Below are 22,438 nucleotides of genomic sequence, written 5' to 3'. Positions count from 1 at the left end.
CACCGCGGCGGGCCGCGCGGGCACCTTCCGGATTGCGCATCCGCGCCCTGGCCGCGACTTCGGCACCTCGCCGCCGGTTCGGGCCGCAGCGCCGCACGCGGGAAGAAGCCCCGGCGTCCGGCGGCTGCCACGATGAGGCGCATGACCGATCAGCACGATGCACCCGCGGACCAGGCGGGCGGAGCGGGGACGCGGCCGCTGACGGGCGACGAGTACATCGAGAGCCTGCGCGACGACCGCGAGGTCTTCCTCTACGGCGACCGGGTCAAGGACGTCACCACGCACCCGGCGTTCGCCAACCCGGTCCGGATGACGGCCCGCCTCTACGACGCCCTGCACGATCCCGCCCACCGAGACGCCCTGACCACGCGCACCGACAGCGGGGGCACGGGCTACACCCACCGCTTCTTCACCACCCCGCGCAGCGCCGAGGACCTGGTCGCCGACCAGCGGGCCATCGCGACCTGGTCCCGGATGAGCTACGGCTGGATGGGCCGCAGCCCGGACTACAAGGCGGCGTTCCTGGGCACCCTGGGCGCCAACGCCGACTTCTACGCGCCGTTCTCCGACAACGCCCGCCGCTGGTACCGCGAGTCGCAGGAGAAGGTCCTGTACTGGAACCACGCGATCGTGCACCCGCCCGTGGACCGCAGCCTGCCCCCCGACCGCGTCTCCGACGTGTTCGTGCACGTGGAGAAGGAAACCGACGCCGGTCTGGTGGTCAGCGGGGCCAAGGTGGTCGCCACCGGCTCGGCGCTCACCCACGCGAACTTCATCGCCCACTACGGACTGCCGGTGAAGAAGAAGGAGTTCGCCCTGATCGCCACGGTGCCCACCGGCGCGAAGGGCGTGAAACTCATCTGCCGGCCCTCCTACACCGCGATGTCCGCGGTGATGGGCAGCCCCTTCGACTACCCCCTGTCCTCCCGGCTCGACGAGAACGACACCATCCTCGTGCTGGACAAGGTCCTCATCCCCTGGGAGAACGTGTTCGTCTACGGCGACACGGCCAAGATCCAGATGTTCTCGGGCCAGTCCGGTTTCATGGAGCGCTTCACCTTCCACGGCTGCACCCGCCTGGCGGTGAAGCTGGAGTTCATCGCGGGCCTGCTCGCCAAGGCCCTGGAGATCACCGGCACCCAGGACTTCCGCGGCGTCCAGACCCGGCTGGGCGAGGTGCTGGCCTGGCGCAACCTCTTCTGGGGCCTGTCGGACGCGGCCGCCCGCAACCCGGTCAAGTGGCGCGGCGGCGCCGTGCTGCCGAACCCGCAGTACGGCATGGCCTACCGCTGGTTCATGCAGATCGGCTACCCGCGCATCAAGGAGATCGTCCAGCAGGACGTGGCGAGCGGGCTGATCTACCTCAACTCCGGCGCCGAGGACTTCAAGAACCCGGCCATCCGCCCCTACCTCGACACCTACCTGCGCGGCTCCGGCGGCGTCGACTCCGTCGAACGGGTCAAGGTGCTCAAGCTGCTGTGGGATGCGGTGGGCACCGAGTTCGGCGGCCGGCACGAGCTGTACGAGCGCAACTACGCCGGCAACCACGAGGCGACCCGGACCGAGCTGCTGTTCGCGCAGACCGCCTCCGGCCAGCTCGACGACTACAAGGCGTTCGTCGACCAGTGCCTGTCCGAGTACGACCTGGACGGCTGGACCGTCCCGGACCTCAAGTCCTTCGACGACCTGCGCGAGCAGGGCACCCGACTGCTCGGCGGCTGACATCCCCCGCGGCCCCGAGCCGGCGGCCGTGGGTCTCGCGACCCACGGCCGCCATTGCCGTCATCGGCCCAACAGGTCCGCCAGGTAGGGCGCGAGAACCCCGCGGCTCACCTTGCAGTCGAGCAGCAGGGTGCCCCGGGCGCCCCCGGCCGTCCACTCCCGTACGGCGTCCACGTCACCCGGGCCGCGCACGGTGACGGCCCGCGCTCCGAGTGCCCGGGCCACCGCGGCGAAGTCGGTGTCGGCGAAGCGAAGCGTGGACGCGTCGGCGCCCTGAGGCACGTACATGTGCTCCTCGAACCCGTAGGACGCGTCGTCGTAGACCACCACCAGCGCCGAACGGCCCGACCGCACCAGCGTGTCCAGCTCCGGCAGCCCCATCAGCGCCCCGCCGTCGCCGACCGCGGCCACGGTCGTGCGGTCGGGCCGGCCCACGGCCGCGCCGACAGCACCCGCCAGGCCGAGCCCGATGCTCTGGAACGCCGCCCCGGTGAACACCAGTCCCGCCGGGTCCGGCACCGGCCAGTACATGGCCGGCCAGCCGATGAAGTGGCCCCCGTCCAGGACGACCGTGCGCTCGGCGGGCAGCAGCGGGGCCAGCGCCCGGGTCAGGGTGCGGGGGTCGACGCGGCCGCCGCCGGAGACGTCCTGGTGGGGGAGGGCCGCCCAGCCGCCGCGCGCGCGGCCGAGCGAACCGTCGTCGGCGGCCCGCCGCCGCCACGGCGAGCGGGCGAGGCCGCGCGCGTCGACGGCGTCCAGCACCTGCGCGGCCACCGACGCGGCGTCCCCGCGCACGGACACGTCCGCCCGGGGCGCGCGGGCGCCCGCGAGGTCGATCTGCGCGACGCGGGCGTCCGGATCCAGGATGCGCCCGCCGTGCAGGGTGAAGTCCCCCAGACTCGTGCCGAACGCGAGGACCACGTCCGCCTCGCCCATCAGGGCGGCCCCGGCCGGGGAGGCGAAACCCCCGCACAGGCCGAGCGTGTAGGCGCTCGACGCGAAGATCCCGTGCGCCATCACGGTCGTGGCCAGCAGAGCCCCGAGCCGGTCCCCGAGCTCCGTGAGGATCTTGCCCGCGCCCGAACGCCAGGCGCCCAGGCCCGCCAGGATCAGCGGGCGGCGGGCGCCGGCCAGCAGGGCGACCAGGGCGTCGACGTCGGCGCGGCCGGCGCCCCGCGGTTCCGGCGGCGGTCCCGGCACGGCCACGGGCGGGGACGCGGCGGGCAGCGGGCGGCCCGTCAGGTCGCCGGGCAGGAAGAGCGCCACCGGGCACTGGGCGGTGCGCGCGGTGTGCACGGCCCGCACGGTGTGCGCGACGGCCGTCTCCGGGTCCGTCAGCCGCACCGCGGGCACCCCCAGCGAGGCGGCCAGGGCGCTCTGGTCGATGTCGTGCGGGCGTGCTCCGGCCACGGGAGCGTCACCGCACAGCAGGACGACGGAGCTGCGGTTCTTGGCGGCCTCGGCCAGCGCCGTCGCCGTGTTGGCCAGACCCGGCCCGTGCGTGGTGGTGCACACGGCCGTCCGCCCGGTGGCCCGGAAGTACGCGTCGGCCATGGCCATCGCGCCGCCCTCGTGCCGGGCCGCCGTGTAGTGCACCCCGGCCGCCGTCAGGGCCGCCGTGGCGAGGATGTTGCCGCCGCCGACCAGGCCGAACGCGTGCCCGATGCCGCAGTCGGCCAGGGTGCCGGCGACGGCCGCCGCGAATGTCGTCATGGCGAAGCCCTCCCTCGCGCGCGTCAGGCCAGCTCGAAGACGACCTCGCCGACGGTCGCGTCGATGCGGTTGGTGCGCACCAGCTCCCAGCCGCCGTCGGCGAAGACGGACTCCCAGTCGGCGACGGTGGGCAGGAAGGTGCCCATCAGGTCGTGGCCGAGCTCGAAGCCGAGGGTGAAGACGGGCAGTTCGGAGTCGGGCAGGTCGGTGCGGGTGGCGTCGCCGATGAGCAGCCGGCGGGCGGACGGGAAGGCCTCGCGCAGCCGGCGCAGGGTGCCGATCGCGTTCTCGCGCCGGCCGTCCCGCCAGAAGTCGTGCCCCATCATGAAGCACGTCAGCAGCTCCACGTCGGCGTACTCGGGCCGGGGCGCCAGGCTCAGGACGTCACCGTGCAGGAACGCGGTGCGGTCGGCCAGCCCAGCCGCGGCGGCCTCCTCGCGCGCCACCTCGATCGCGGGCCGGGCGATGTCGATGCCCGTCCCGGTCGTGCCGGGGCAGCGGTCGAGGATCTGCAGCAGCCGGGCGCCGCTGCCGCAGCCGAGGTCGGCGACGCGGGTGAAGGGGAAGTCGACGCGTCCCATCGCGGCCCAGAAGGCGGGCGCGTAGGTGACCTGGTCGATCTCGCGGCAGGCGTACGCGATGGCGGCGGAGTCCCGCCGGTAGAAGGAGCCGGTGCGGTTCTCGTTGCGCAGCACCGCCGGGATCTGCTGGAACAGCTCCGCGCTGCCCCGGCCCAGCCAGTGGAAGAACGACTTGTTGCGGTACATCTCGTCGAAGCCGTCCAGGGCCGTGACGACGGCGCCCTCGCGCCGTACCAGGCCGACCGCCGACAGCGCGCGGAACAGGCCCGTGGTCGACAGGGCGTCCAGGTCGTGGCGGGCGGCGAAGTCGGCGGTGTCGAGGGTGCGGGCGCGGTGCAGTTCGTCGAGCGCCCCGATCTCCCAGGCCGCTGCGATGGCCCAGGCGGCCACGGCCGAGTTGAAGAGCGAGGCAATGCCGCGCGTGTTGCTCTGTGCGATGTCCACCGTCACTGCTCAGCACCTCATCCGGGAGAGGATCCGGGCGCCTTGCCCGCGGCGACCATGCTCGGCGGCCCGGCCGGGCGGTGGCATCTCCGAGGCTGCTGTGCTGCCGAGGGCGTACGTCCGCGGCGCCGGCCCGTCTCAGCCGAGTCGCACCGAAGCCTGTTCCCCGGCGGTGCGAAGGCGCTCCGCCCGGATCCGCAGCAGCGACCGGTACAGCAGGACGGCGGCCAGGCCCGCCGTCCCGTACAGCAGGCTCATGCCCACGGCCGGGACGAAGGCGCCGAACGTTACGCACAGGGAGGCCACGAGCAGCCCCACCCGGGCGTTGAGGGCGTAGGCGGCCATGTACTTGGTGCGGGCCGCCGGGTCGACGAGGTCGGCGAGCAGGGCCTGGCGCACCGGGACGGCGCCGATCTCGCCGAGGGTGAGCAGCACGGCCGCGGCGATGAGCACGAGGCCCGAGTTGCTGACCGCCCAGACCATGTATCCGATGGTGAACACGGTGATGCCGGCGAACAGCCGCGTCCGGTCGGTCAGCCGCGCCAGGAGGTTCTTGGCGAACAGCACCAGCGCCACGACCAGGGCGGCGTTGACCGCCCGCAGGATGCCGAGGATCGCCACGCCGTCCACGGTCGGCGCCCACGAGCCGAACCGGGCGAGGACCTGGGTGGGGAACTCGTCGGACAGGCGGACGGCGATGTAGTAGCCGATCTGCATCTCGACGGAGGAGATGAGCGCGGCGGCGGCCAGCACCCGCAGGAAGACCGTGTCGCGGGCGACGGCCAGGTAGCCGCGCAGCATCGCGCCGACGCCCGCGGCGACGTCCTTGCCGGTGCGGGGCGCGGTCTCGCTGAGCCAGCGCGCGATCACTGTCGTGGTCAGCGCGCTCAGCACGGCCGCGCCCGTCAGCAGCCGGGCGAAGTGGCCCTCGTAGAAGAAGCCGCCGATGAGCGCCCCGACGGTGAAGGCGAGGTTCACCGACCAGTAGTTGATCGTGTAGACCAGCGGCCGGCTCTCCGGCGTGGAGACGTCGACCATCATCGCCTCGGCGGCGGGCGTGGCCAGCTGCGCGCAGCAGGTGGTGAGCAGGAACAGGCCGAACGTCGCCGCCCCCGAGGACCACCAGGGCGAGTTGGCCAGCGCCAGCAGGCCGAAGCCGACGGTGGCGCCCAGCTCGCCTGCCACCAGCACCGGCCGGCGTCCGTACACGTCGGCGAGGTGGCCGCCGAGGAAGTTCGCGGCGATGCCCGCCCCGGCGACGGCCAGTGTCATGGCACCGGCCGCGGCCGCCCCGTACAGCTCCGCGAGTCGGATCACCAGCAGCGGCATCAGCATGACGGCCAGCAGCCGCTGGACGAATCCGACGCCGATGCGCAGCCGGATGTTGGGGTGCAGCTCGCCGAAGCTCATCGGGTGCCCTTCTGCGTGTACTCCGCCCGCTCAGGGGGCGGCGGCGGAGGCACAAGGTGATTCCGGGAGTCCCGAGCCCACCACGCCGGCCGCCGCCCCGGCAAGGAACACGGCGCCCGCGCCGACGACTTGAACAGGTCGCGCCCCGCCGCTCCCGGTGCGGCGGGGGCGCGAGTTGGCCAAGTCGTCACGCCCGCCGGTGGTTTGTTCCCAGCCACCGGGGGCCCATGGTTTGCTCGGTGCCGTCCTGCCCGGCCGACCACTTCTCCGTGTTGCCGGTATCGCTCCCGTGGCCGGTCCACGCCCCTCCTTCGCACGAGGCGGCGGACCGTGCGGTTCCTTCCGGGAGGCGAGGACTTCTGACGAGTTCGGAAGGATTGCTGGTGCCCACTTTCGACATACGCAGGATCGGTGGCCGTATCGGCGCGGAGATAACGGGCGTCGATCTCTCCACGGAGCTGTCGGACCCGGTCTTCGGCCAGATCCACGAGGCGTTCCTGGAACACAAGGTGCTCTTCTTCCGTGACCAGAGCCTGACCGACGCGCAGCAGTTGTCCTTCGCCGGCCGGTTCGGGCCGCTGACGCAGAAGCATCCGATGATGCGGACCGTCGACGCCGCCGCCCAGGTGATCCCGGTCGACGGCGAGGAGCAGCGCGCGGACCACTGGCACACCGACATCAGCTTCACCACCACCCCGTCGCTGGGCACCACGCTGCGCAGCGTGGTGCTCCCGCCGTACGGAGGCGACACCCTGGTGGCCAACGCGGCCGCCGGGTACCGGGACCTTCCCGCCGAGCTGCGCCAGATCGCCGACCGGCTCTGGGCCGTGCACACCAACCACGCCGAGCAGCCGCGGCTGGGCACCGAGCGCGGCGAGGAGGTCCGCAAGGCGTTCCTGGCCCGCCGCTTCGAGACCGCCCACCCCGTGGTCCGGGTCCATCCCGAATCCGGCGAGCCCGCCCTGTTCCTCGGCGGCTTCGCCCAGTGGCTGGTGGGCCTGCAACCGCGTGAGTCGCGCCCCCTCATCGACATCCTGCAGTCCTACGTACGGCGCCCGGAGAACACCGCACGCTGGACCTGGCGGCCCGGTGACGTCCTCATCTTCGACAACCGTTGCACCCAGCACTACGCCGTCAACGACTACGACAGGCACCGGCGCGTGCTGCACCGGGTCTCCATCACCGGCGACGTGCCCGTCGGCCTGGACGGCAAGCGCAGCTACGCCATCGAGGAGGGCGAGTGAGCCGCCGCCCCGACCCCGTGTCCTTCGCCCAGCGCCTGCGTGAGCGCGAGCCGCTCGTCGGCTACTGGATCGCACTGAACGACCCGGCCGCCACCGAGCGCCTCGCCGGGCTGGGCTACGACTACCTCGGCGTCGACGGCCAGCACGGCGTCATGCACCAGCCGGGCTGGCAGGCGGCCATGCTCGCCGTCGACGCGCGCGGCGGCTCCGCCGGGATCATCCGGGTGCCTTCGCCCGACCCGGTCGCCATCGGTGTCGCCCTCGACACCGGCGCCCGCGGCGTGGTCGTACCGATGATCGAGACGCCCGAGCAGGCGCTGGCCGTCGTACGGGCCTGCCGCCACCACCCGGCCGGGACCCGCAGCCTGGCCGGCCCGGTGCGCGCGGAACTGCGGCTGGGCTCCGTGCCGGCCGAGATCGACGACCAGATCGCCTGCATCGTGATGATCGAGACCGCGGCGGCGCTGGAGAACCTGGACGCCATCTGCGCCACCGCAGGCCTCGACGCCGTCTACGTCGGCCCCGCGGACCTGTCGGCGGCCCTGGGCGCGCGCTGGTTCGGCGACCCCAGGGCCGCGGACGCGCTGGAGGCCGCCCTCGTCCGCGTCACCGACGCGGCCCGCGCGGCCGGCATCGCCTGCGGCATCCACGTCCTGGACGGCGACAGCGCGGCCGAACGGCTCACCGAGGGCTTCACCTTCGCCACCGTCTCCAGCGACATCACCCATCTGCAGGAGGCCGCCGCCCGCCACCTGGCGGCGGCCACCGCGCACCTCGCCGCCTGAACAGGGCATCACCGCCGACGACTTGGGGACACCGTGACCACAGAGACAAGCCCGGGGCTCGACCGGGCGGCCTGCCCCGCCCGGTCGCTGGAGGACCTGGTCGGGAACACCCCGCTGCTCCGGGTCGACCTGCCGGGCCTCGCCGACGACGTGACCCTCCTGGCCAAGCTGGAGATGCTCAACCCGCTCTGCAGCGTCAAGGACCGCGCCGCGCTGGCCATGATGCGCGCCGCCGAACGGTCAGGACAGCTGCCCGCCACCGGCGGCACCGTCATCGAGTGCTCCTCCGGCAGCACCGGCATCTCCCTGGCCGCCCTGAGCGTCCGGCGCGGACACCGCTGCATCATCGTCATGCCCGACAACGCCACCCGGGAACGCCGCCTGCTCCTGCGCGAACTGGGCGCCGAGGTCGTCCTCGTACCGCACGGGGAGGGACTGCTGGCCGCCTGGGCGCACGCCGAGGAGCTCCAGCGCACCCTGCCCGGCTCCTGGCTGCCGCACCAGGACCGCAACCAGGCGAACGCCCGCGCCCACTACGACACCACCGGCCCGGAGATCTGGGCGGCCACCGAAGGCCGCGTCGACGTCCTGGTGTGCGCGGTGGGCACCGGCGGCACCCTCAGCGGCATCGCCCGCTACCTGAAGGAACGGACCTCCGTGCACGTCGTCGCCGTCGAACCGGCCCGCTCCGCGGTCCTGTCGGGCGGCGAGCCGGGCCCCCACGGCATCCCCGGCATCGGCGCCGGTTACGTCTCCGACCTCACCGACCTCACTCTCGTCGACGAGGTCGTCGCCGTGTCCGACGAGGCGGCGGCCGCCACCGCGCGCGAGGTGGTGCGCGCCACCGGTCTGCCCGTCGGGGTGTCCTCCGGGGCCGCCGCGTGGGCCTCGAGGACCGTCGGCGCGGACCCCCGCCGGGCGGGCGCCACGATCGTCACCGTCTTCCCCGACAGCGGTGAGCGCTATCTGTCGACGACGCCTCGCTGACGCGTCGCCTCCTCACGGAAAGACAGGCGGACATGTGCCGGATCCACGGCTACTTCAACGCGGCGGCCACACCACACGAGATGTGCACCGTCGCCGCCCTCCAACGCCACGGCGGCCCGGACGCGACCGGCATGTCCCGGGCACCCGGCTGGGGCCTGGGCTACGACCGGCTCGCCATCGTCGACCTGGCCGGCGGACAACAGCCGTACGGGCTCGGCGGACCCGTCGAGGCCGTCTTCAACGGGGAGATCTACAACCACGACGAGCTGCGTCGCCGACTGGGCGAGCGCGGCCACGTCTTCCCCGACCGCTGCGACGGCAATGTCATCCCGGCCCTCTACCTGGAGTACGGCGAGGACTTCACCGAACACCTCGACGGCATGTACGCCATCGCCCTGGTGGACCGGCGCGGGGAGGTGCCCCGGCTGCTGCTGGCCACCGACGGGATCGGGATGAAACCGCTCTACTACCGGTGGGACGCGGCCGCCCGCTCCCTGCACTTCGCTTCCGAGATCCCGGCCCTGCTCGGCTTCGGCACGATCCGCACCAGGATGCGGGACACGGCGCTGGACGCCTATCTGGCCACCCGCACCCCCTTCGGCGGGCAGACGATGTTCGAGGACATCGAGGTGCTGGCCGCGGGCACCACCCTCGTGTGCGACCTCGGCGGCACGCCCCGCCGACGCGACCGCGCCCCGGCCACCGCCGAACCGCCCGAGCAGGACGAAGCCGCCGCCGCCGACGTGCGCGAGCGGCTTCGCGAGGAGGTCGGCCGGCTGCTGGTCGCCGACGTCCCCGTCGCCCTGATCACTTCCGGCGGGCTGGACTCCAGCCTGGTCACCGCCCTGGCCGCCGAGCGGGGACCGGTGCACTCCTTCAACATCGCCTATCGCGGCGACTGGCCCTTCGACGAGAAGCACTTCGCCCGCGCGGTCGCCGACCGGGCCGGCGCCCACCACCACCAGGTCGAGATCGACCCGGCCGACTTCCCCGCCCTGCTGGAGGCGACCGTCCGGCACCTGGGCCAGCCCAACGCCGACCCCATCGCCCTGAGCACCTACGCCCTGTTCACGGCCGTGCGCCAGGAGGGCTTCACGGTCGCGCTGACCGGCGACGCGGCCGACGAGGTGTTCGGCGGCTACGCCCGGATGCGCGCCGCGGCCGAGACGGCCGCGGCCGGCGGCGACTGGTCCACCGCCTACCTCGACGCGCTGTCCGCCGCCCCGGCCGCGGTACGCGCCGGGCTGTACACCGACGCCTACCGCGACCGCCTGCGGCACACCGACCCGCTGCCACGGGCGGCCCGCCAGGATCTGCTGCACGGACCCGGCAGCGTCCTGGAGCGCGTCACCCGCTTCGAGCTCGGACACCGTCTGCCCGCCTACCACCTGCGCCGTGTCGACCACCTGAGCATGGCGGCGTCGGTCGAGGTACGGCTGCCGTTCTGCCAGCAATCCGTCGTGGCCCTGGGCCGAGCCCTGCCCGACCCGCTGCGCATCCGCGGCGCCCAGGTCAAACGGACCCTGTACGCGGCCGCCCGGGGGCTGCTGCCCGACAGCGTGCTCAACCGCCCCAAGCAGCCCTTCACCCTGCCCGTCACGGCGATGCTCGCTCCCGGCACACCGCTGTGGGCGTTCGCGCGCGACCTGCTCGCGCCCGCCCGGCTGGCCGCCGACGGGCGGCTCGAACCTCGCGCCGTCGACGCCCTGTTCGACGCGCAGGCCCACCGCCCGGACGACACCGCGGCGCTGACCCTGTGGGCGCTGCTCGTGCACGAGGTGTGGCGGGAGCGGTTCCAGGGCGCCGGGCACTTCTCCACCCGGCACGCGGTGGCGGTGGCGGCGTGATCGGCCATCTCGCCTACGCCGCCGGCAGCCCCTGCCCGACGTTCGTCCTGGACGCCGCCCGGCTGCCGCGTGAGGACGCGGCCCTGCTGAGCCACCTGACCGAGGCCCGTCGCTACCTGATCTCCGCCGGGGGCGCCCACGTCCTGAAGATCGCCCTGGTCGAGCCGTCCGCGCACCCGATGTTCGACCTCGACTACCGGTTCGTCCAGGCGCTGCCCGGCGCCCCCGACCGTTTCGACGTGCGCGGCTCCTGCGGCCACTCCGTACTCGCGGCCGTGGTCGCCGCCGCTCGCGGCGGCATGGTGCCGCGGCTGGCGCCCGGCGCCCGGGTGCGGGTCCGCGTACGCAACAACGGCGACACCGTGGTGTGCGAGGTCGACCGGGTCGAGCGCGACGAGGTGGGCTTCACCGTCACCTTCGTCCAGCCACGCCCCGTGCCCCTGGCCGACCTGCTGCCCACGGGAAGCGCCCTCACCGAGCTGGAGGCGGACGGCCGACGCGTCGAGGCGTCGCTCGTGACGAGCGCCAACACCTACGTCTTCGTCGACGCGCGGTCGCTGGAGGTGCCCGACCAGGCCGCCCTGTTCGCCGCCGACGGCGAGCTGCTGCGGCGCCTGGAGGCACTGCGCGCCGCCGCGGCCGCACAGCTCGGCTGGCCGCCCGGCGGCGCCTTCCCCAAGATCGCGGCGGTGCTGCCGGGCGAGGACGGGGGCATCGCGGCCCGCGCTCTGACCGTGCCCGGCTGGCATCCCACCATCGCGTTGACCGGAGCCGTCTGCCTGGGCACGGCCGCGCGCGTGCCGGGAACCGTGCCCTGGCGGATCACACGCGAGGCGGGCACCGCCGGCGAGGGACTGCTGGACATCGCCACGCCGGGCGGCCCCGCGTCGGTCACCGCGGTCGTCTCCCTGCCCGGGGCCGGCGTCGGTACCGGCGCCGACGACGGCGCGGGGGCCCTGCTGTGGTCCTCCGTCGCCCACAAGCGCGTCACCTTCCAGGGCTCCTTCGCCCTGGCGCCCCTGAGTCACCTTCAATCCGAGGAGGCCGCCCTATGCATGGCGCTGTCGGGAGCCGTATGAGACCGCAGCTCGCGCCCGCGTTCCGCGCGCTGCTGCGGGAGGGGGCCGAACAGTCCGACGCGGCCGGCGAGGCGGACCGCGAAGCCCTGTCCGCCCTGCGGGCCAGCGGCCTGCTCGCCACGGCCGTCCCCGCCGCACACGGCGGCGCGGGCGGGGACGCCACCGCGGTGAACGCCGTGGTCGAACAGATCGCCGCCGTCAATCCGTCGGTGGCGATCATCGCGTTCCAGCATTTCGCCGTCAGCGCGCGGATCGCCGAACGCGGTACCCCGCACCAGCAGACCCGCTGGCTGCCCCCGCTGGCCGACGGGACCTGGCTGGCCGCCTCGGCGTGGAGCGAGAACGGGGCGGGCGCCGACAAACAGAACCTGTCCACCACCGCGGAGCGCCGCGCGGACGGCGCCTGGCTGCTGAACGGCTCCAAGGCGTTCACCACCGGCGCCGGCGTCGCCGACCTCTACCTGGTCCTGACCCGCACGGCCCGGCCCGCCGCCGCGACCGCCGGCGGCTACGGGGCGGCCGGGCAGACCTTCTTCCTCGTCGGCGCCGACAACCCGGGCGTGCGCCCCGAACTCGGCCTGGAACTGGCCGGCATGCGCGGTTCCGCGACCGGGCTGCTCACCCTCGACGGGGCGATCGTCCCGGACACCGACCGGCTCGGACCGCGGGACGAGGCCGCCCTGATCATCGCCGGGGTGCGCGAGAGCGGCGCCAGCCTCGGCGCGGTGGCCGTCGGCACCGCGCAGGCGGCCTTCGACCTGGCCGTCGCACACGCCCGCGCCCGAGGACTCATGGACCGGCCGGCCGTACGGCACCGTCTGGTGGGCCTGGCGACACGGCTGGAGGCGGCCCGCGCCGTGGTGGAACGGGCCGGGGCCCGCACCTCCGCCGACCCGGGCCTGACCACCCTGCACAGCAAGCTGCACGCCACCGAGGCGGCCGAGGAGATCTGTCTCGACGTGGCCCGCATACTCGGCTCGGCGGGATACCGCGACGGTGCCCGCATCGGCCGTCTGCTCGCGGACGCGCGCGGTATCTCCCTCATGGGCCCCACCAACGACCTGTGCCGGGATCTGGTGGCGGCGTCGTGGACCGGCTGACCCCCGGCCCCGAACTCGTCGTCAGCGGCCGCAGACTGGTCACCCCCCAGGGCGTGCGTCCCGGCCACCTGTTCGTCTCCGGCGGGCGGATCACGGCCGTCGCGGACGCCGACTCGGCGCCCGCCTCGGCGGCCCGTCTCGACGCGGGCGAGTACTACGTGCTGCCCGGATTCATCGACTCCCACGTCCACTTCCGCACCCCCGGGCTGACCCACAAGGAGGACTGGGAGCACGGCAGCAGGGCGGCCGTGCGCGGCGGTGTGACGACCGTGATGGACATGCCGAACACGCTGCCGCCCACACTCGCGCCCGAGGCGGTGCACGCCAAGGCGTCCCTCGTCGACGGCCACACCCTGGTGGACTACCGCTTCCACCTGGGGCTCGACCCGGCCCGCCCCGAACTGCTGGCCGACCTCGACGCGCAGGTCGCCACCAGCGTGAAGATCTTCATGGCCGGCCACCACACCGCGCCGACCGTGGTGCGCGACCCGGACCAGTTGGAGAAGGCGTTCGCGGCGGCCGCCGCGGGAGGCGTCCAGCTGGTCCTGCACGCCGAGGACGACGAGCTGTTCGCCCTGCTGGACGCCTGGTGGGGCGAGCCCGGGAGCTACCTCGAGTACGAGGCGCGCCGACCGCGCACCGGCGGGATCGTCGCCGTCGCCAAGGTGCTCGAACTGGTACGCCGCCACGGCACCCGCGCCCACATCCTCCACCTGTCCAGCGCCGAGGAGGCCGACCTGGTGTGCGCGGCCCGGGCCGCCGGACTGCCGGTCACCTTCGAGGTCACCGGACACCACCTGTCGTTCACCGACCAGGACACCCGGCGCCTGGGCGCCCGCACCCGTCTGTCGCCCTCCATCCGCGGCGCGCGCGACCAGGACCGGCTGTGGCAGGCGCTGCACCTCGGCCAGGCGGCCACCCTCGGCAGCGACCACGCCCCGCACACCGTCGCCGAGAAGACCCGCGCCGTCGCCCAGTCACCGCCCGGACTGCCGGGCGTGCAGGAACTGGCGGTCGCCGTGTGGACGGGCATGCGCAGGCGGTGGCCGCAGGAGGACCCCGACGTGGCCGCCGCGCGCCTGGCCCGCCATCTGTGCGCCCGGCCCGCCGAGCTGTTCCGGCTGCCCGGCAAGGGACGGCTGGAGCCGGGAGCCGACGCCGACCTCGTGTTCTTCGCGCCCGACGTGCCCTGGATGCTGTCCGCGCCCGACGTGGAGAGCAAGTGCGGCTGGTCGGCGTACGAGGGATGGACCTTCACCGGCCGGGTCGAGCGCACGCTGCGCGCGGGCCGCACCGTGTGGGACGCGGCGACGGGCTCCTTCGGCAGGTACGACGGCCGACTGCTGGACGCGGCGCCCGCCGGCCCCGCACCGGCCGCCCGCGACGTATCGGCCCGAGCGGCCGGATCGGAGGCCCCGAACCCATGACCCAGCCCCAGACCGTGTTCATCGCCGGCGGCGGCATCGGCGGCCTGGCCGCGGCCGCCGGCCTCGCCGCGCACGGCTTCGACGTCACCGTGATCGAGCGCGCCACCCGGATCCGGGCGGGCGGCTCGGGACTCATGCTCCAGCCCAACGGCCTCAGCGCCGCCGACGCCCTCGGCGAGAGCCTCGGCAGACGTGTCCGGGCCACCGGACGCACGGCCGCCCCCGGCGAGGTACGCGTCCTGATGGACGCGCGGGGGACCGTGCTCGCCGAGGAGCCCGTGGGGGCCACCGCCCCGGGCGCGGCCGCCGCGCAGATGCCCGTGCTGCGCTCGGCCCTGCACCGGGCGCTGTTCGACGAGGCCGTCACCGCGGGCGCCGTCGTGCGGATGGCCACCGTCGTCGACGACTACACCGGCCACGACGACCACGTCACCGTACGGTTCTCCGACGGCAACACCGCCAACTGCCAGGCCCTGATCGCCGCCGACGGCATCAACTCCGCGGTGCGCCGCCGGATGCTCGGCGACGGACCCCCCACCTACCGGGGCTACACCTCGGTACGGGGACGCACCCGCGGCTCGGCTCTCGGACAACGCGGCCATGTCGTCAACGGCCGCGGCATCCAGCTGTTCGTCGCCCCGGTCGGCGACGACACCCTCTACTGGACCGCGAAGATCACCTCCGCCGAGGGAGAGTGGCCCGCCAGGGGACCCCGGGGCGCTCTGCTCGCCCTGCTGGCCGCGATGGAGGGCTGGTATCCCCCCGTCGTCGACCTGGTGCGCGCCGCCGACCCCGGCGACATCGTCGTCACCGACATCCACGACCGTGATCCCGCCCCGCGCTGGACCGATCACCGGGTCGCGCTGCTCGGCGACGCCGCGCACCCCATGGTGCCCGCCCTCGGACAGGGCGCCAACATGGCGCTCGAGGACGCCGCCGTGCTCACCGACTGCCTGAGAGCCTGCGCGCACGTGCCCACCGCGCTCGCCGCCTACGCCCGCGCGCGCATGGACCGCACCGCCGCGGTCGTGCTGTCCTCGCGCCGCCAGGGCGTTGTCGACCAGGGCGCCGACCGGGCCGGGGAGACGAGGCGCAACGCCCGGATGAGAGCGGACGGGCGCAAGGACCCCGACGCTCTCGACATCGCCGCGTGGCGGCCCGCGCCGCTGCGGGCCGCCCCGGCGCGTCCCGAGACCCCACGGAAAGGGCCCGAAGCCGTGAGCGCCCCCCACATCGTTCTGCTCAGCGGCTCCCTGCGGGCCGGCTCGACCTCGGACCGGGTCGCCCAGTGGTGCGCCCAGCGCGTCACCGCGACCGGCGCCACCGCCCGCGTCTTCACCGGCGCCGAACTCGACTTCCCCGCCTACCGGCCGGGCCTGGCGGCCGGCCATCCGGGCGTCGCCGAGTACCTCGCCGAACTGCGCCGCGCCGACGGCGTGGTGCTGGTCTCGCCGACATACCACGCCACCGTCTCCGGGCTGCTCAAGAACGCCCTCGACGCGGTCAACGACATCGACGGTCCGCTGCCCCACCTCGACGGACGGGCCATCGGCACGGTCGCCGTCGGCGCGGGCGCCCAGGGCGCCGCCGCCACGCTCACCACCCTGCGCACCATCGCCCACGCACTGCGCGGCTGGCCCGCCCCGCTGGGAGTGACGCTCACCCGAGCGCCCGCGTCACCGGGGCCGGGCCGGGCGCCGGCGGCGCCCGACGAGGAGCGCCTGGACGAGATGGTCCGTCAGGTGCTGTGGCTGGCCGGCGTCCGCGCGGCGTCCCCGCTCCCCGGGGCCGTCCCCGCCGCCGCCTGACCGCCGCCCGACCCGCCCGGGGCCGGCACACCGCCCGGGCCCCGCTTTTCGGCCACCCGCCCCCGCGACCCGCACGCATCCGCGAGGCGTACCTCCTCAGAAAGGGACCCGTATGACCGCCACCAGCTACCGTCCCGCCCCGAGCACACCCGGGCCCGTCTGGCGGGACGCCAACGTGCGCAGCGGCCCCTCGCTGGACAGTCCGGTCGTCGAGCTCGTACTGCCCGACGCCGCCACCAGCCACACGGCCGAGGGCTGGGCCCTGGGCGACGAGGTCGTCGAGGGCGAGAACCCCGTCGGCGAGATCGTCAGCTCCGTGTGGTTCAAGCTCGCGGACGGCCGCTGGTGCAGCGCCGTCAACTTCGACCCCACCCGCCTCGCGCCCGTCCTCGGCGACGCGGCCCCGCTGGTGCGGCCGCACCGCCCCGCGCACTGAACCTCCACCGTGCGGTCGACACCGCATTTCAGAAGATGGCCAACCGTATCGAGCCACCTCCATGCTGAACGAGCCATCAACAAAGGAGCTCTGACGAAGTGAAAGCCAACGGGGCCGTGGCACAGGCCCGGCAACCAAAGCGACTCGGGCGGCTCGACGGCGTCCGCGCGCTGTGCGCCCTCGGGGTCGCGGCGGTCCACACCTCCTTCGCCGCCGGCGTCATGGGCGCCTACACCGCCAAGCCCGGCAACGAGGTGCTGGCCACGTTCCTCACCGGCTTGCGGCCGCTGGCCCTGGGCCCCTTCTTCGTCCTGTCCGGGATGCTGCTGTACCGCCCGTTCGCCCGGTGGACCCTCGCCGGCGGGGCCCGGCCCCGGATCGGCACCTTCCTGGCCAAGCGCCTGGCCCGGCTGTGGCCGGCGTACGTCCTGCTCGCCCTGGTCTGCGTCTTCCTCCTCAACTACGACGCCGTGGACGGCCCCTGGTACGTGCTGCGGCCGATCCTGATGCTCCAGGTCTACGACTACACCTGGATAGCCGGCATGGACCCGGCATGGACCGTCCCGGCCGAGATGCAGTACTACCTCGCACTGCCGGTCCTGGCCGTGCTGATGCACTGGCTGGCACGCGGGGTGTCCGACCCGGTCGCGAAGGCCCGCCGGATGATGATCCCGTTGGCCGTCGTCACGGTCGCGTCCGCGGCGTGGACGTACTGGATCCACCGTCCGCAGATGGGCATGTACCCGCAGGAGTACTGGTGGCCGTTCGCCGTGGGCGGTGCCTTCGTCCTCGGCATGGCGATGGCCGTCGTCCACGTCCTCGCGGAGATGAAGCCGAACGACCGGCCCGCGCTGTACCGCGTCGCCGCCCGCCGGCCCCTGCTGCTGTGGGGCGCCGCCCTGGCGATCTACGCCGTCAACTGCACCCAGCCCTTCGGCCGTCCCGGCTACGGCGACTACGAGGGCGTGGGCCTGGCCGTCACGCAGTACTTCCTGCTGCTCGCCTTCTCCTACGTGCTCGTGATGCCGCTGTCGATCCCCGAGGCGAAGTCGAGGGTCATCGACGCGATCGTGGCCAACCCCGTCTCGCGCTACCTGGGCCGCATCTCGTACGGCATCTACCTGTGGCACTTCGCGATCATGTACTTCTGGTTCGAGACGGGCAGCGTCTTCGGCACCCAGCCGGCCCTGATGCAGCAGTTGCGCGGCACCATCTCCTTCCCGGAACTGATGTCCGCGGTGCTCATCGGCAGCATCCTCGCGGCGACGGCGAGCCACTACCTGCTGGAGCGCCCGGTCGTCGCCGCGGTCGGCCGCTGGGCCCGCCGCAAGGAGGCGGCCTCCGCCGCCCCGACGGCCACCCCCGCGACCCGCGAGGACCAAGTCCTCACCCGCTGAGGCGAAGAGGGACGCGAGCGGTTCACGACAGACGCCCGGCCGGGGTCACCCGGCCGGGCGTCCTGCGTGTGCGGACGGCGGGTCCGGCCCGTCCCACGGGGGACACGCGAGCCCTGCCCCGCAGGCCGTCCGCGGGGGACGGCGCATCTTCCACCGTGCCGTGTGCGCGCGGACTTGAACAAAGCAACCTCGAAGATGCGACGCCCACACGGCTCCCGAGACGCTGGGTACGGCACCACCGCGTGCCTCCTCCGCCCAGGCCGCTCACTGTCAGGAGAGCAATGAACACTGTCCAGTCCGCCGACGGTACCGCCATCGCCTACGACCGCTCCGGCGAGGGCGAGCCCCTCGTCCTGGTCGGCGGGTCGTTCAGCGAACGTGCGCACCCGACCATGACGCAGCTGGCCGCCGAACTGGCCCCCCACTTCACCGTCTACAACTACGACCGTCGCGGGCGCGGAGACAGCGCCGACGCGCCGGAGTACGCGGTCGAGCGGGAGATCGAGGACCTCGCCGCGCTGATCGCCGAGGCAGGCGGCTCGGCGAACGTGTTCGGCCTGTCCGCGGGCGGCGTCCTGGCGCTCAAGGCCGCCGCCTCCGGCCTGGACATCACCCGGCTCGCCGTCTACGACCTCCCCTTCGTCGTGGACGAGACCGGGCCGAAGCCGCCGGCCGGCTTCACCGAGAAGCTCGCCGAACTCGCCGCGACCGACCGCCGGGGCGACGCCGTGGAGTTCTTCATGACCGAAGGCATGGGCGCCCCGGCCGAAGCCGTCGCGGGAATGCGCTTCGCCCCGTTCTGGGCAGGCCTGGAGGCGCTCGCCCACACGCTCCCCTACGACACCACGATCATGGGCGACTTCTCGCTGCCCGGCGAGGAACTCGCCTCCGTCAAGGTGCCCGCCCTCGTCGTCCACGGCGGCGACGCCGACCCGTGGCTGCACGCCGGCGCCCGCGCCGCCGCCGACGCGCTGCCGGACTCGCGCCACCACACCCTGGCCGGCCAGGGCATCGCCGTCGACCCGGCGGTCCTGGCTCCCCAGCTGAGGAAGTTCTACGAGAACTGAGCCCGCCGCTGCCGGCAGCGCCCGTGGAGCCGCGGCCCCACGGGCGCTGCCGTGCTCTGACCGTTCGCGCGAGGCGAGGCCGCCCGCGCGAACGCCGTACGTCCCCATCCAGAAGGAGAACCCCCCATGCGAACATGGCTCGAGCGCACGACCGTCGTGCCCGGCGGCCGCCGCGGCAAATGGCTGGTGCTCGCCGTGTGGCTGCTCGCCGCGATGGCTCTCGGATCGCTGGCCGGCAAGCTCGGCGACGTGCAGGACACCACCGCCAACGCCTTCCTGCCCCGCGGCGCCGAGTCCGCCCAGGTCAACACGGAACTGGAGAGGTTCCGCACCCACGACCTGACGCCGGCCGTCGTCGTCTACACCGGTGACGCCCCCCTCACCGACGCCGCCCGCGCGGCCGTCGAGAGCGACCGCTCGGCCTTCGCGAAGATCGCCGAGTCGGGTCAGGTGCCGCCCGCGGTGGCCTCCGAGGACGGCCGGGCCCTGATGGTCGTCGTGCCGCTGTCCGGCGAGGACCAGGCCCTGCTGGCCGACAAGGTCGAGGAACTGCGCACCGTGGCGGCCGCGCACGCCCCGCCCGGCCTCGACGCCCGGGTCGGCGGCATGGGAGGTGCCACCGCCGACGCCTTCACCGTCTTCGACACCCTCGACGGCACCCTGATGGGAGCCACCTGCCTCATCGTGATCGTCCTGCTGCTGCTCACCTACCGAAGCCCCGTGCTGTGGGTGTTCCCGGTCCTCGCGGTCGCCTTCGCGGCCGTCCTCACCCAGGCCTTCACCTACCTGTTCGCCAAGCACGCCGGACTGCAGGTCGATCCGCAGAGCTCCGGCGTCCTCATGGTGCTGGTCTTCGGTATCGGCACCGACTACGCCCTGCTGCTCATCGCCCGCTACCGCGAGGAACTGCACCGGCACGAGGACCGGCACGAGGCCATGAAGGTCGCCCTGCGCCGCAGCCTGCCCGCCGTGCTGGCCTCCGCGGCCACCATCGCCGTCGGCCTGCTCTGCCTGGGGTTCGCCGACATCAACTCCTCCCGTTCGATGGGGCTGGTCGGCGCCATCGGCGTCGTCTTCGGCTTCCTCGCCATGGCGACCGCGCTGCCCGCCCTGCTCGTCGTCGCCGGTCGCTGGGTGTTCTGGCCGCTCGTGCCGCGGACGGGGACCGCGCCGCGCACCGGCGGTGTGTGGCAGCGCCTCAGCGAGGCGGTGGCCCGCAGGCCGCGCCGCGCCTGGCTGGTCTCCCTGCTGGTCACCGGCGGTCTCGCGGTGAGCGCCCTCGGCCTCAGCATGGGCCTGAGCCAGTCCGAGTGGTTCCAGAACAAGCCGGAGTCGGTCCTCGCCCAGGAGAGCCTCTCGGCGCATTTCCCCTCCGGAGCGGGCGACCCGGCGATCGTCATCGCCCGTACCTCCGAGGCGGCGGACGTCGCCGAGGCGGCCCGCGACACCGCCGGGGTCCTCGACGTCACCACCGTCGCGGCCACCTCCGACGGCGAACTGACCCAGTTGGCCGCGGTGCTGGACGGGACGCCCGACAGCCGGGCCGCGAAGGACGCCGTGCGGGCCCTGCGCGCGAACACCGACGCCCTGGTCGGCGGTACCGCCGCGCAGAGCCTGGACAAGGAGACCGCCAGCGCCCGTGACCTGAGGACCGTCGTCCCCGCCGTCCTGGTGGTCATCCTGCTCGTGCTGGTGTGGCTGCTGCGTTCACTGACGGCCCCGCTGGTGCTGCTGGGCACCGTCGTCGTCTCGTACTTCTCCGCACTCGGCGCCTCCGGCCTCCTGTTCGAGCACGTTCTGGGCTACTCCGGGACCGACTGGTCGGTGCCCCTGCTCGGCTTCGTGTTCCTCGTGGCCCTCGGCGTCGACTACAACATCTTCCTCATGCACCGGGTGCGCGAGGAGGCACGGCGGCGCGAGTTCCGGCAGGCCGTGATCGCGGGCCTCAGCGGCACCGGCGGCGTCATCACCTCCGCCGGCCTCGTCCTCGCGGCGACCTTCGCGGTCTTCGCCGTGCTGCCGCTGGTCGCCATGGCCCAGATGGGGGTGATCGTCGGCGTCGGCGTGCTCATCGACACGTTCCTGGTGCGCACCGTCCTGGTCCCCGCCCTCGCTCTCGACCTGGGCGAACGCCGCTTCTGGTGGCCCGCCCGCCCCGCGGCGCCCGCCCCGGCCCCCGCCGCGGGGGACACCGCGACGGCCGCGTCCGACCGCGAGCCCGCCGCACTGTGACCCGGCGTCCGGGCCGCACCCGGCGGCCCGGACCCGCCTGCGCGGCAGGAGCGCAATCCAGGAGATGGCCCGCGCCCGGTACTCCGCGAGGATGACACCACGGACCCGGGCTGTGCCCGCCGACGAAGGAGGGCACCCGTGTGGGGCGACGAGGACGGCAGCGCCGCCAAGCTGTGGCGGATGGCGAACCTGGGCACGCCCATGGCCGTGCGTGTGGCCGCGACCTTGCGGCTCGCCGACCACATCGCGGCCGGCACGGACACGGCGGCGGCCCTGGCCGAGGTGGTCGGCGCCCACCCCGGCGCCCTGGAACGGCTGCTGCGCTACCTGAGCGTGCGCGGGGTCCTCGACCGTGACGCGGACGGCCGCTACACCCTGACCGAACTGGGCCGGCCCCTGTGCGAGTCCCATCCGGCCGGTCTGCGCGCCTGGTTCGACATCCACACCGGCGGCCGCGGCGAACTCTCCTTCGTGGAACTGCTGCACAGCGTCACCACCGGGGAGGCCGCCTTCCCCGTCCGGTACGGCCGCTCCTACTGGGACGACCTGGCCGCCGACCCCGGGCGATCGGCCGTCTTCAACGCCCTGCTGGGCGCCGACGTCGCCGCGCGCGCCCCCGACGTCGTCGCGGGCTTCGACTGGGCCCGAGTCCGTCACGTCGTCGACGTCGGGGGCGGCGACGGCTCCCTGCTGGCCGCCCTGCTGACCGCCCACCCCGGCCTGCGCGGCACGGTCGTCGACCTGGAGGAGGCCGTGCGCAGCGCCGAGCGGCACTTCGCCGCCTCGGGCCTGGACGACCGCGCCGACGCTGTCACCGGGAGCTTCTTCGACCCCCTGCCCGCCGGCGCCGGCGGCTACGTGCTCTCGCTGATCCTGCACGACTGGGACGACGACGCGGCCACCGCGATACTGCGCCGCTGCGCCGAGGCCGCGGGCAGTACCGGCTCCGTCTTCGTCATCGAGTCGGTCGGCCCCCTCGGCGACGCCCCGCACACCGGCATGGACCTGCGGATGCTGTGCGTCTACGGCGCCGGGGAGCGCGGCGTGGCCGAATTCGCCGCCCTCGCCGCGGGCGCCGGCCTGCGCCTGGCCGCCGTCCACCCCGCCGGCCCCTCGTCGATCATCGAGCTGACCGCCGCCTGAACCGCGCACCGAGGAT

17 protein-coding genes are annotated in these 22,438 nt (G+C 74.0%); 14 read left to right on the top strand and 3 right to left on the bottom strand.

Annotation, left to right across the window (positions count from 1 at the left end; genetic code table 11):
* The first annotated feature begins 141 nt into the window (after positions 1–141).
* On the top strand, positions 142–1,722 hold the full coding sequence (locus tag OG440_RS40945; protein ID WP_331739330.1) for a 4-hydroxyphenylacetate 3-hydroxylase N-terminal domain-containing protein: 1,581 nt from the start codon (positions 142–144) through the stop codon (positions 1,720–1,722).
* A 60-nt stretch (positions 1,723–1,782) separates the two neighbouring features.
* Here the strand turns inward: OG440_RS40945 and OG440_RS40940 are convergent, their stop codons facing one another.
* From OG440_RS40940 to OG440_RS40930, 3 genes are all read right to left on the bottom strand, one after another.
* Positions 1,783–3,435, bottom strand: a complete 1,653-nt coding sequence (locus tag OG440_RS40940) for a thiamine pyrophosphate-binding protein (protein ID WP_331739326.1) — start codon at positions 3,433–3,435, stop codon at positions 1,783–1,785.
* Between the two features lie 23 nt (positions 3,436–3,458).
* A complete protein-coding gene (locus OG440_RS40935; protein ID WP_331739324.1) occupies positions 3,459–4,466 on the bottom strand; it encodes a class I SAM-dependent methyltransferase in 1,008 nt (335 codons plus the stop codon).
* A 132-nt stretch (positions 4,467–4,598) separates the two neighbouring features.
* The gene (locus OG440_RS40930; protein WP_331739322.1) at positions 4,599–5,870 is read right to left on the bottom strand and encodes an MFS transporter; all 1,272 of its coding nucleotides are present in this window, start codon (positions 5,868–5,870) and stop codon (positions 4,599–4,601) included.
* Positions 5,871–6,253: 383 nt separating this feature from the next.
* On the opposite strand from OG440_RS40930, the gene OG440_RS40925 reads away from it, so the two are divergent.
* From OG440_RS40925 to OG440_RS40865, 13 genes are all read left to right on the top strand, one after another.
* The gene (locus OG440_RS40925; RefSeq protein ID WP_331739466.1) at positions 6,254–7,114 is read left to right on the top strand and encodes a TauD/TfdA family dioxygenase; all 861 of its coding nucleotides are present in this window, start codon (positions 6,254–6,256) and stop codon (positions 7,112–7,114) included.
* Positions 7,111–7,899, top strand: a complete 789-nt coding sequence (locus OG440_RS40920; RefSeq protein ID WP_406011654.1) for an HpcH/HpaI aldolase/citrate lyase family protein — start codon at positions 7,111–7,113, stop codon at positions 7,897–7,899. The genes OG440_RS40925 and OG440_RS40920 overlap by 4 nt, the downstream gene beginning before the upstream one ends.
* 33 nt (positions 7,900–7,932) lie before the next feature.
* Complete coding sequence (locus tag OG440_RS40915) at positions 7,933–8,886, top strand: cysteine synthase family protein (protein WP_331739318.1); 954 nt, start codon at positions 7,933–7,935, stop codon at positions 8,884–8,886.
* Between the two features lie 32 nt (positions 8,887–8,918).
* A complete protein-coding gene (gene asnB, locus OG440_RS40910; RefSeq protein ID WP_331739316.1) occupies positions 8,919–10,733 on the top strand; it encodes an asparagine synthase (glutamine-hydrolyzing) in 1,815 nt (604 codons plus the stop codon).
* On the top strand, positions 10,730–11,812 hold the full coding sequence (locus OG440_RS40905; protein WP_331739314.1) for a PrpF domain-containing protein: 1,083 nt from the start codon (positions 10,730–10,732) through the stop codon (positions 11,810–11,812). The genes asnB and OG440_RS40905 overlap by 4 nt, the downstream gene beginning before the upstream one ends.
* A complete protein-coding gene (locus OG440_RS40900; protein ID WP_331739312.1) occupies positions 11,809–12,912 on the top strand; it encodes an acyl-CoA dehydrogenase family protein in 1,104 nt (367 codons plus the stop codon). The genes OG440_RS40905 and OG440_RS40900 overlap by 4 nt, the downstream gene beginning before the upstream one ends.
* Positions 12,900–14,339 carry a dihydroorotase family protein gene (locus OG440_RS40895; RefSeq protein WP_331739309.1) on the top strand — a complete coding sequence of 480 codons (1,440 nt, stop codon included), beginning with the start codon at positions 12,900–12,902 and terminating at the stop codon, positions 14,337–14,339. The genes OG440_RS40900 and OG440_RS40895 overlap by 13 nt, the downstream gene beginning before the upstream one ends.
* The gene (locus tag OG440_RS40890; RefSeq protein ID WP_331739307.1) at positions 14,336–16,147 is read left to right on the top strand and encodes an NAD(P)H-dependent oxidoreductase; all 1,812 of its coding nucleotides are present in this window, start codon (positions 14,336–14,338) and stop codon (positions 16,145–16,147) included. Before OG440_RS40895 ends, OG440_RS40890 begins: the two co-directional genes overlap by 4 nt.
* Positions 16,148–16,259: 112 nt before the next feature.
* Positions 16,260–16,583: a hypothetical protein gene (locus tag OG440_RS40885; protein ID WP_331739302.1), complete on the top strand. Its 324-nt coding sequence runs from the start codon at positions 16,260–16,262 to the stop codon at positions 16,581–16,583.
* 98 nt (positions 16,584–16,681) lie between these two features.
* Complete coding sequence (locus tag OG440_RS40880) at positions 16,682–17,980, top strand: acyltransferase (protein WP_331739300.1); 1,299 nt, start codon at positions 16,682–16,684, stop codon at positions 17,978–17,980.
* A gap of 281 nt (positions 17,981–18,261) precedes the next feature.
* The gene (locus OG440_RS40875; RefSeq protein WP_331739298.1) at positions 18,262–19,047 is read left to right on the top strand and encodes an alpha/beta hydrolase; all 786 of its coding nucleotides are present in this window, start codon (positions 18,262–18,264) and stop codon (positions 19,045–19,047) included.
* A gap of 126 nt (positions 19,048–19,173) precedes the next feature.
* A complete protein-coding gene (locus OG440_RS40870; protein ID WP_331739295.1) occupies positions 19,174–21,279 on the top strand; it encodes an MMPL family transporter in 2,106 nt (701 codons plus the stop codon).
* A gap of 180 nt (positions 21,280–21,459) precedes the next feature.
* The gene (locus OG440_RS40865; protein ID WP_331739464.1) at positions 21,460–22,422 is read left to right on the top strand and encodes a methyltransferase; all 963 of its coding nucleotides are present in this window, start codon (positions 21,460–21,462) and stop codon (positions 22,420–22,422) included.
* Positions 22,423–22,438 lie beyond the last annotated feature (16 nt).

Origin of the sequence: Streptomyces sp. NBC_00637 (genome assembly GCF_045161545.1) — a bacterium.
In the GTDB taxonomy this organism is placed as follows: domain Bacteria; phylum Actinomycetota; class Actinomycetes; order Streptomycetales; family Streptomycetaceae; genus Streptomyces.
The sequence above is the reverse complement of the archived record's forward strand: the minus strand, read 5'-3'. Positions and strand labels throughout refer to the sequence as shown.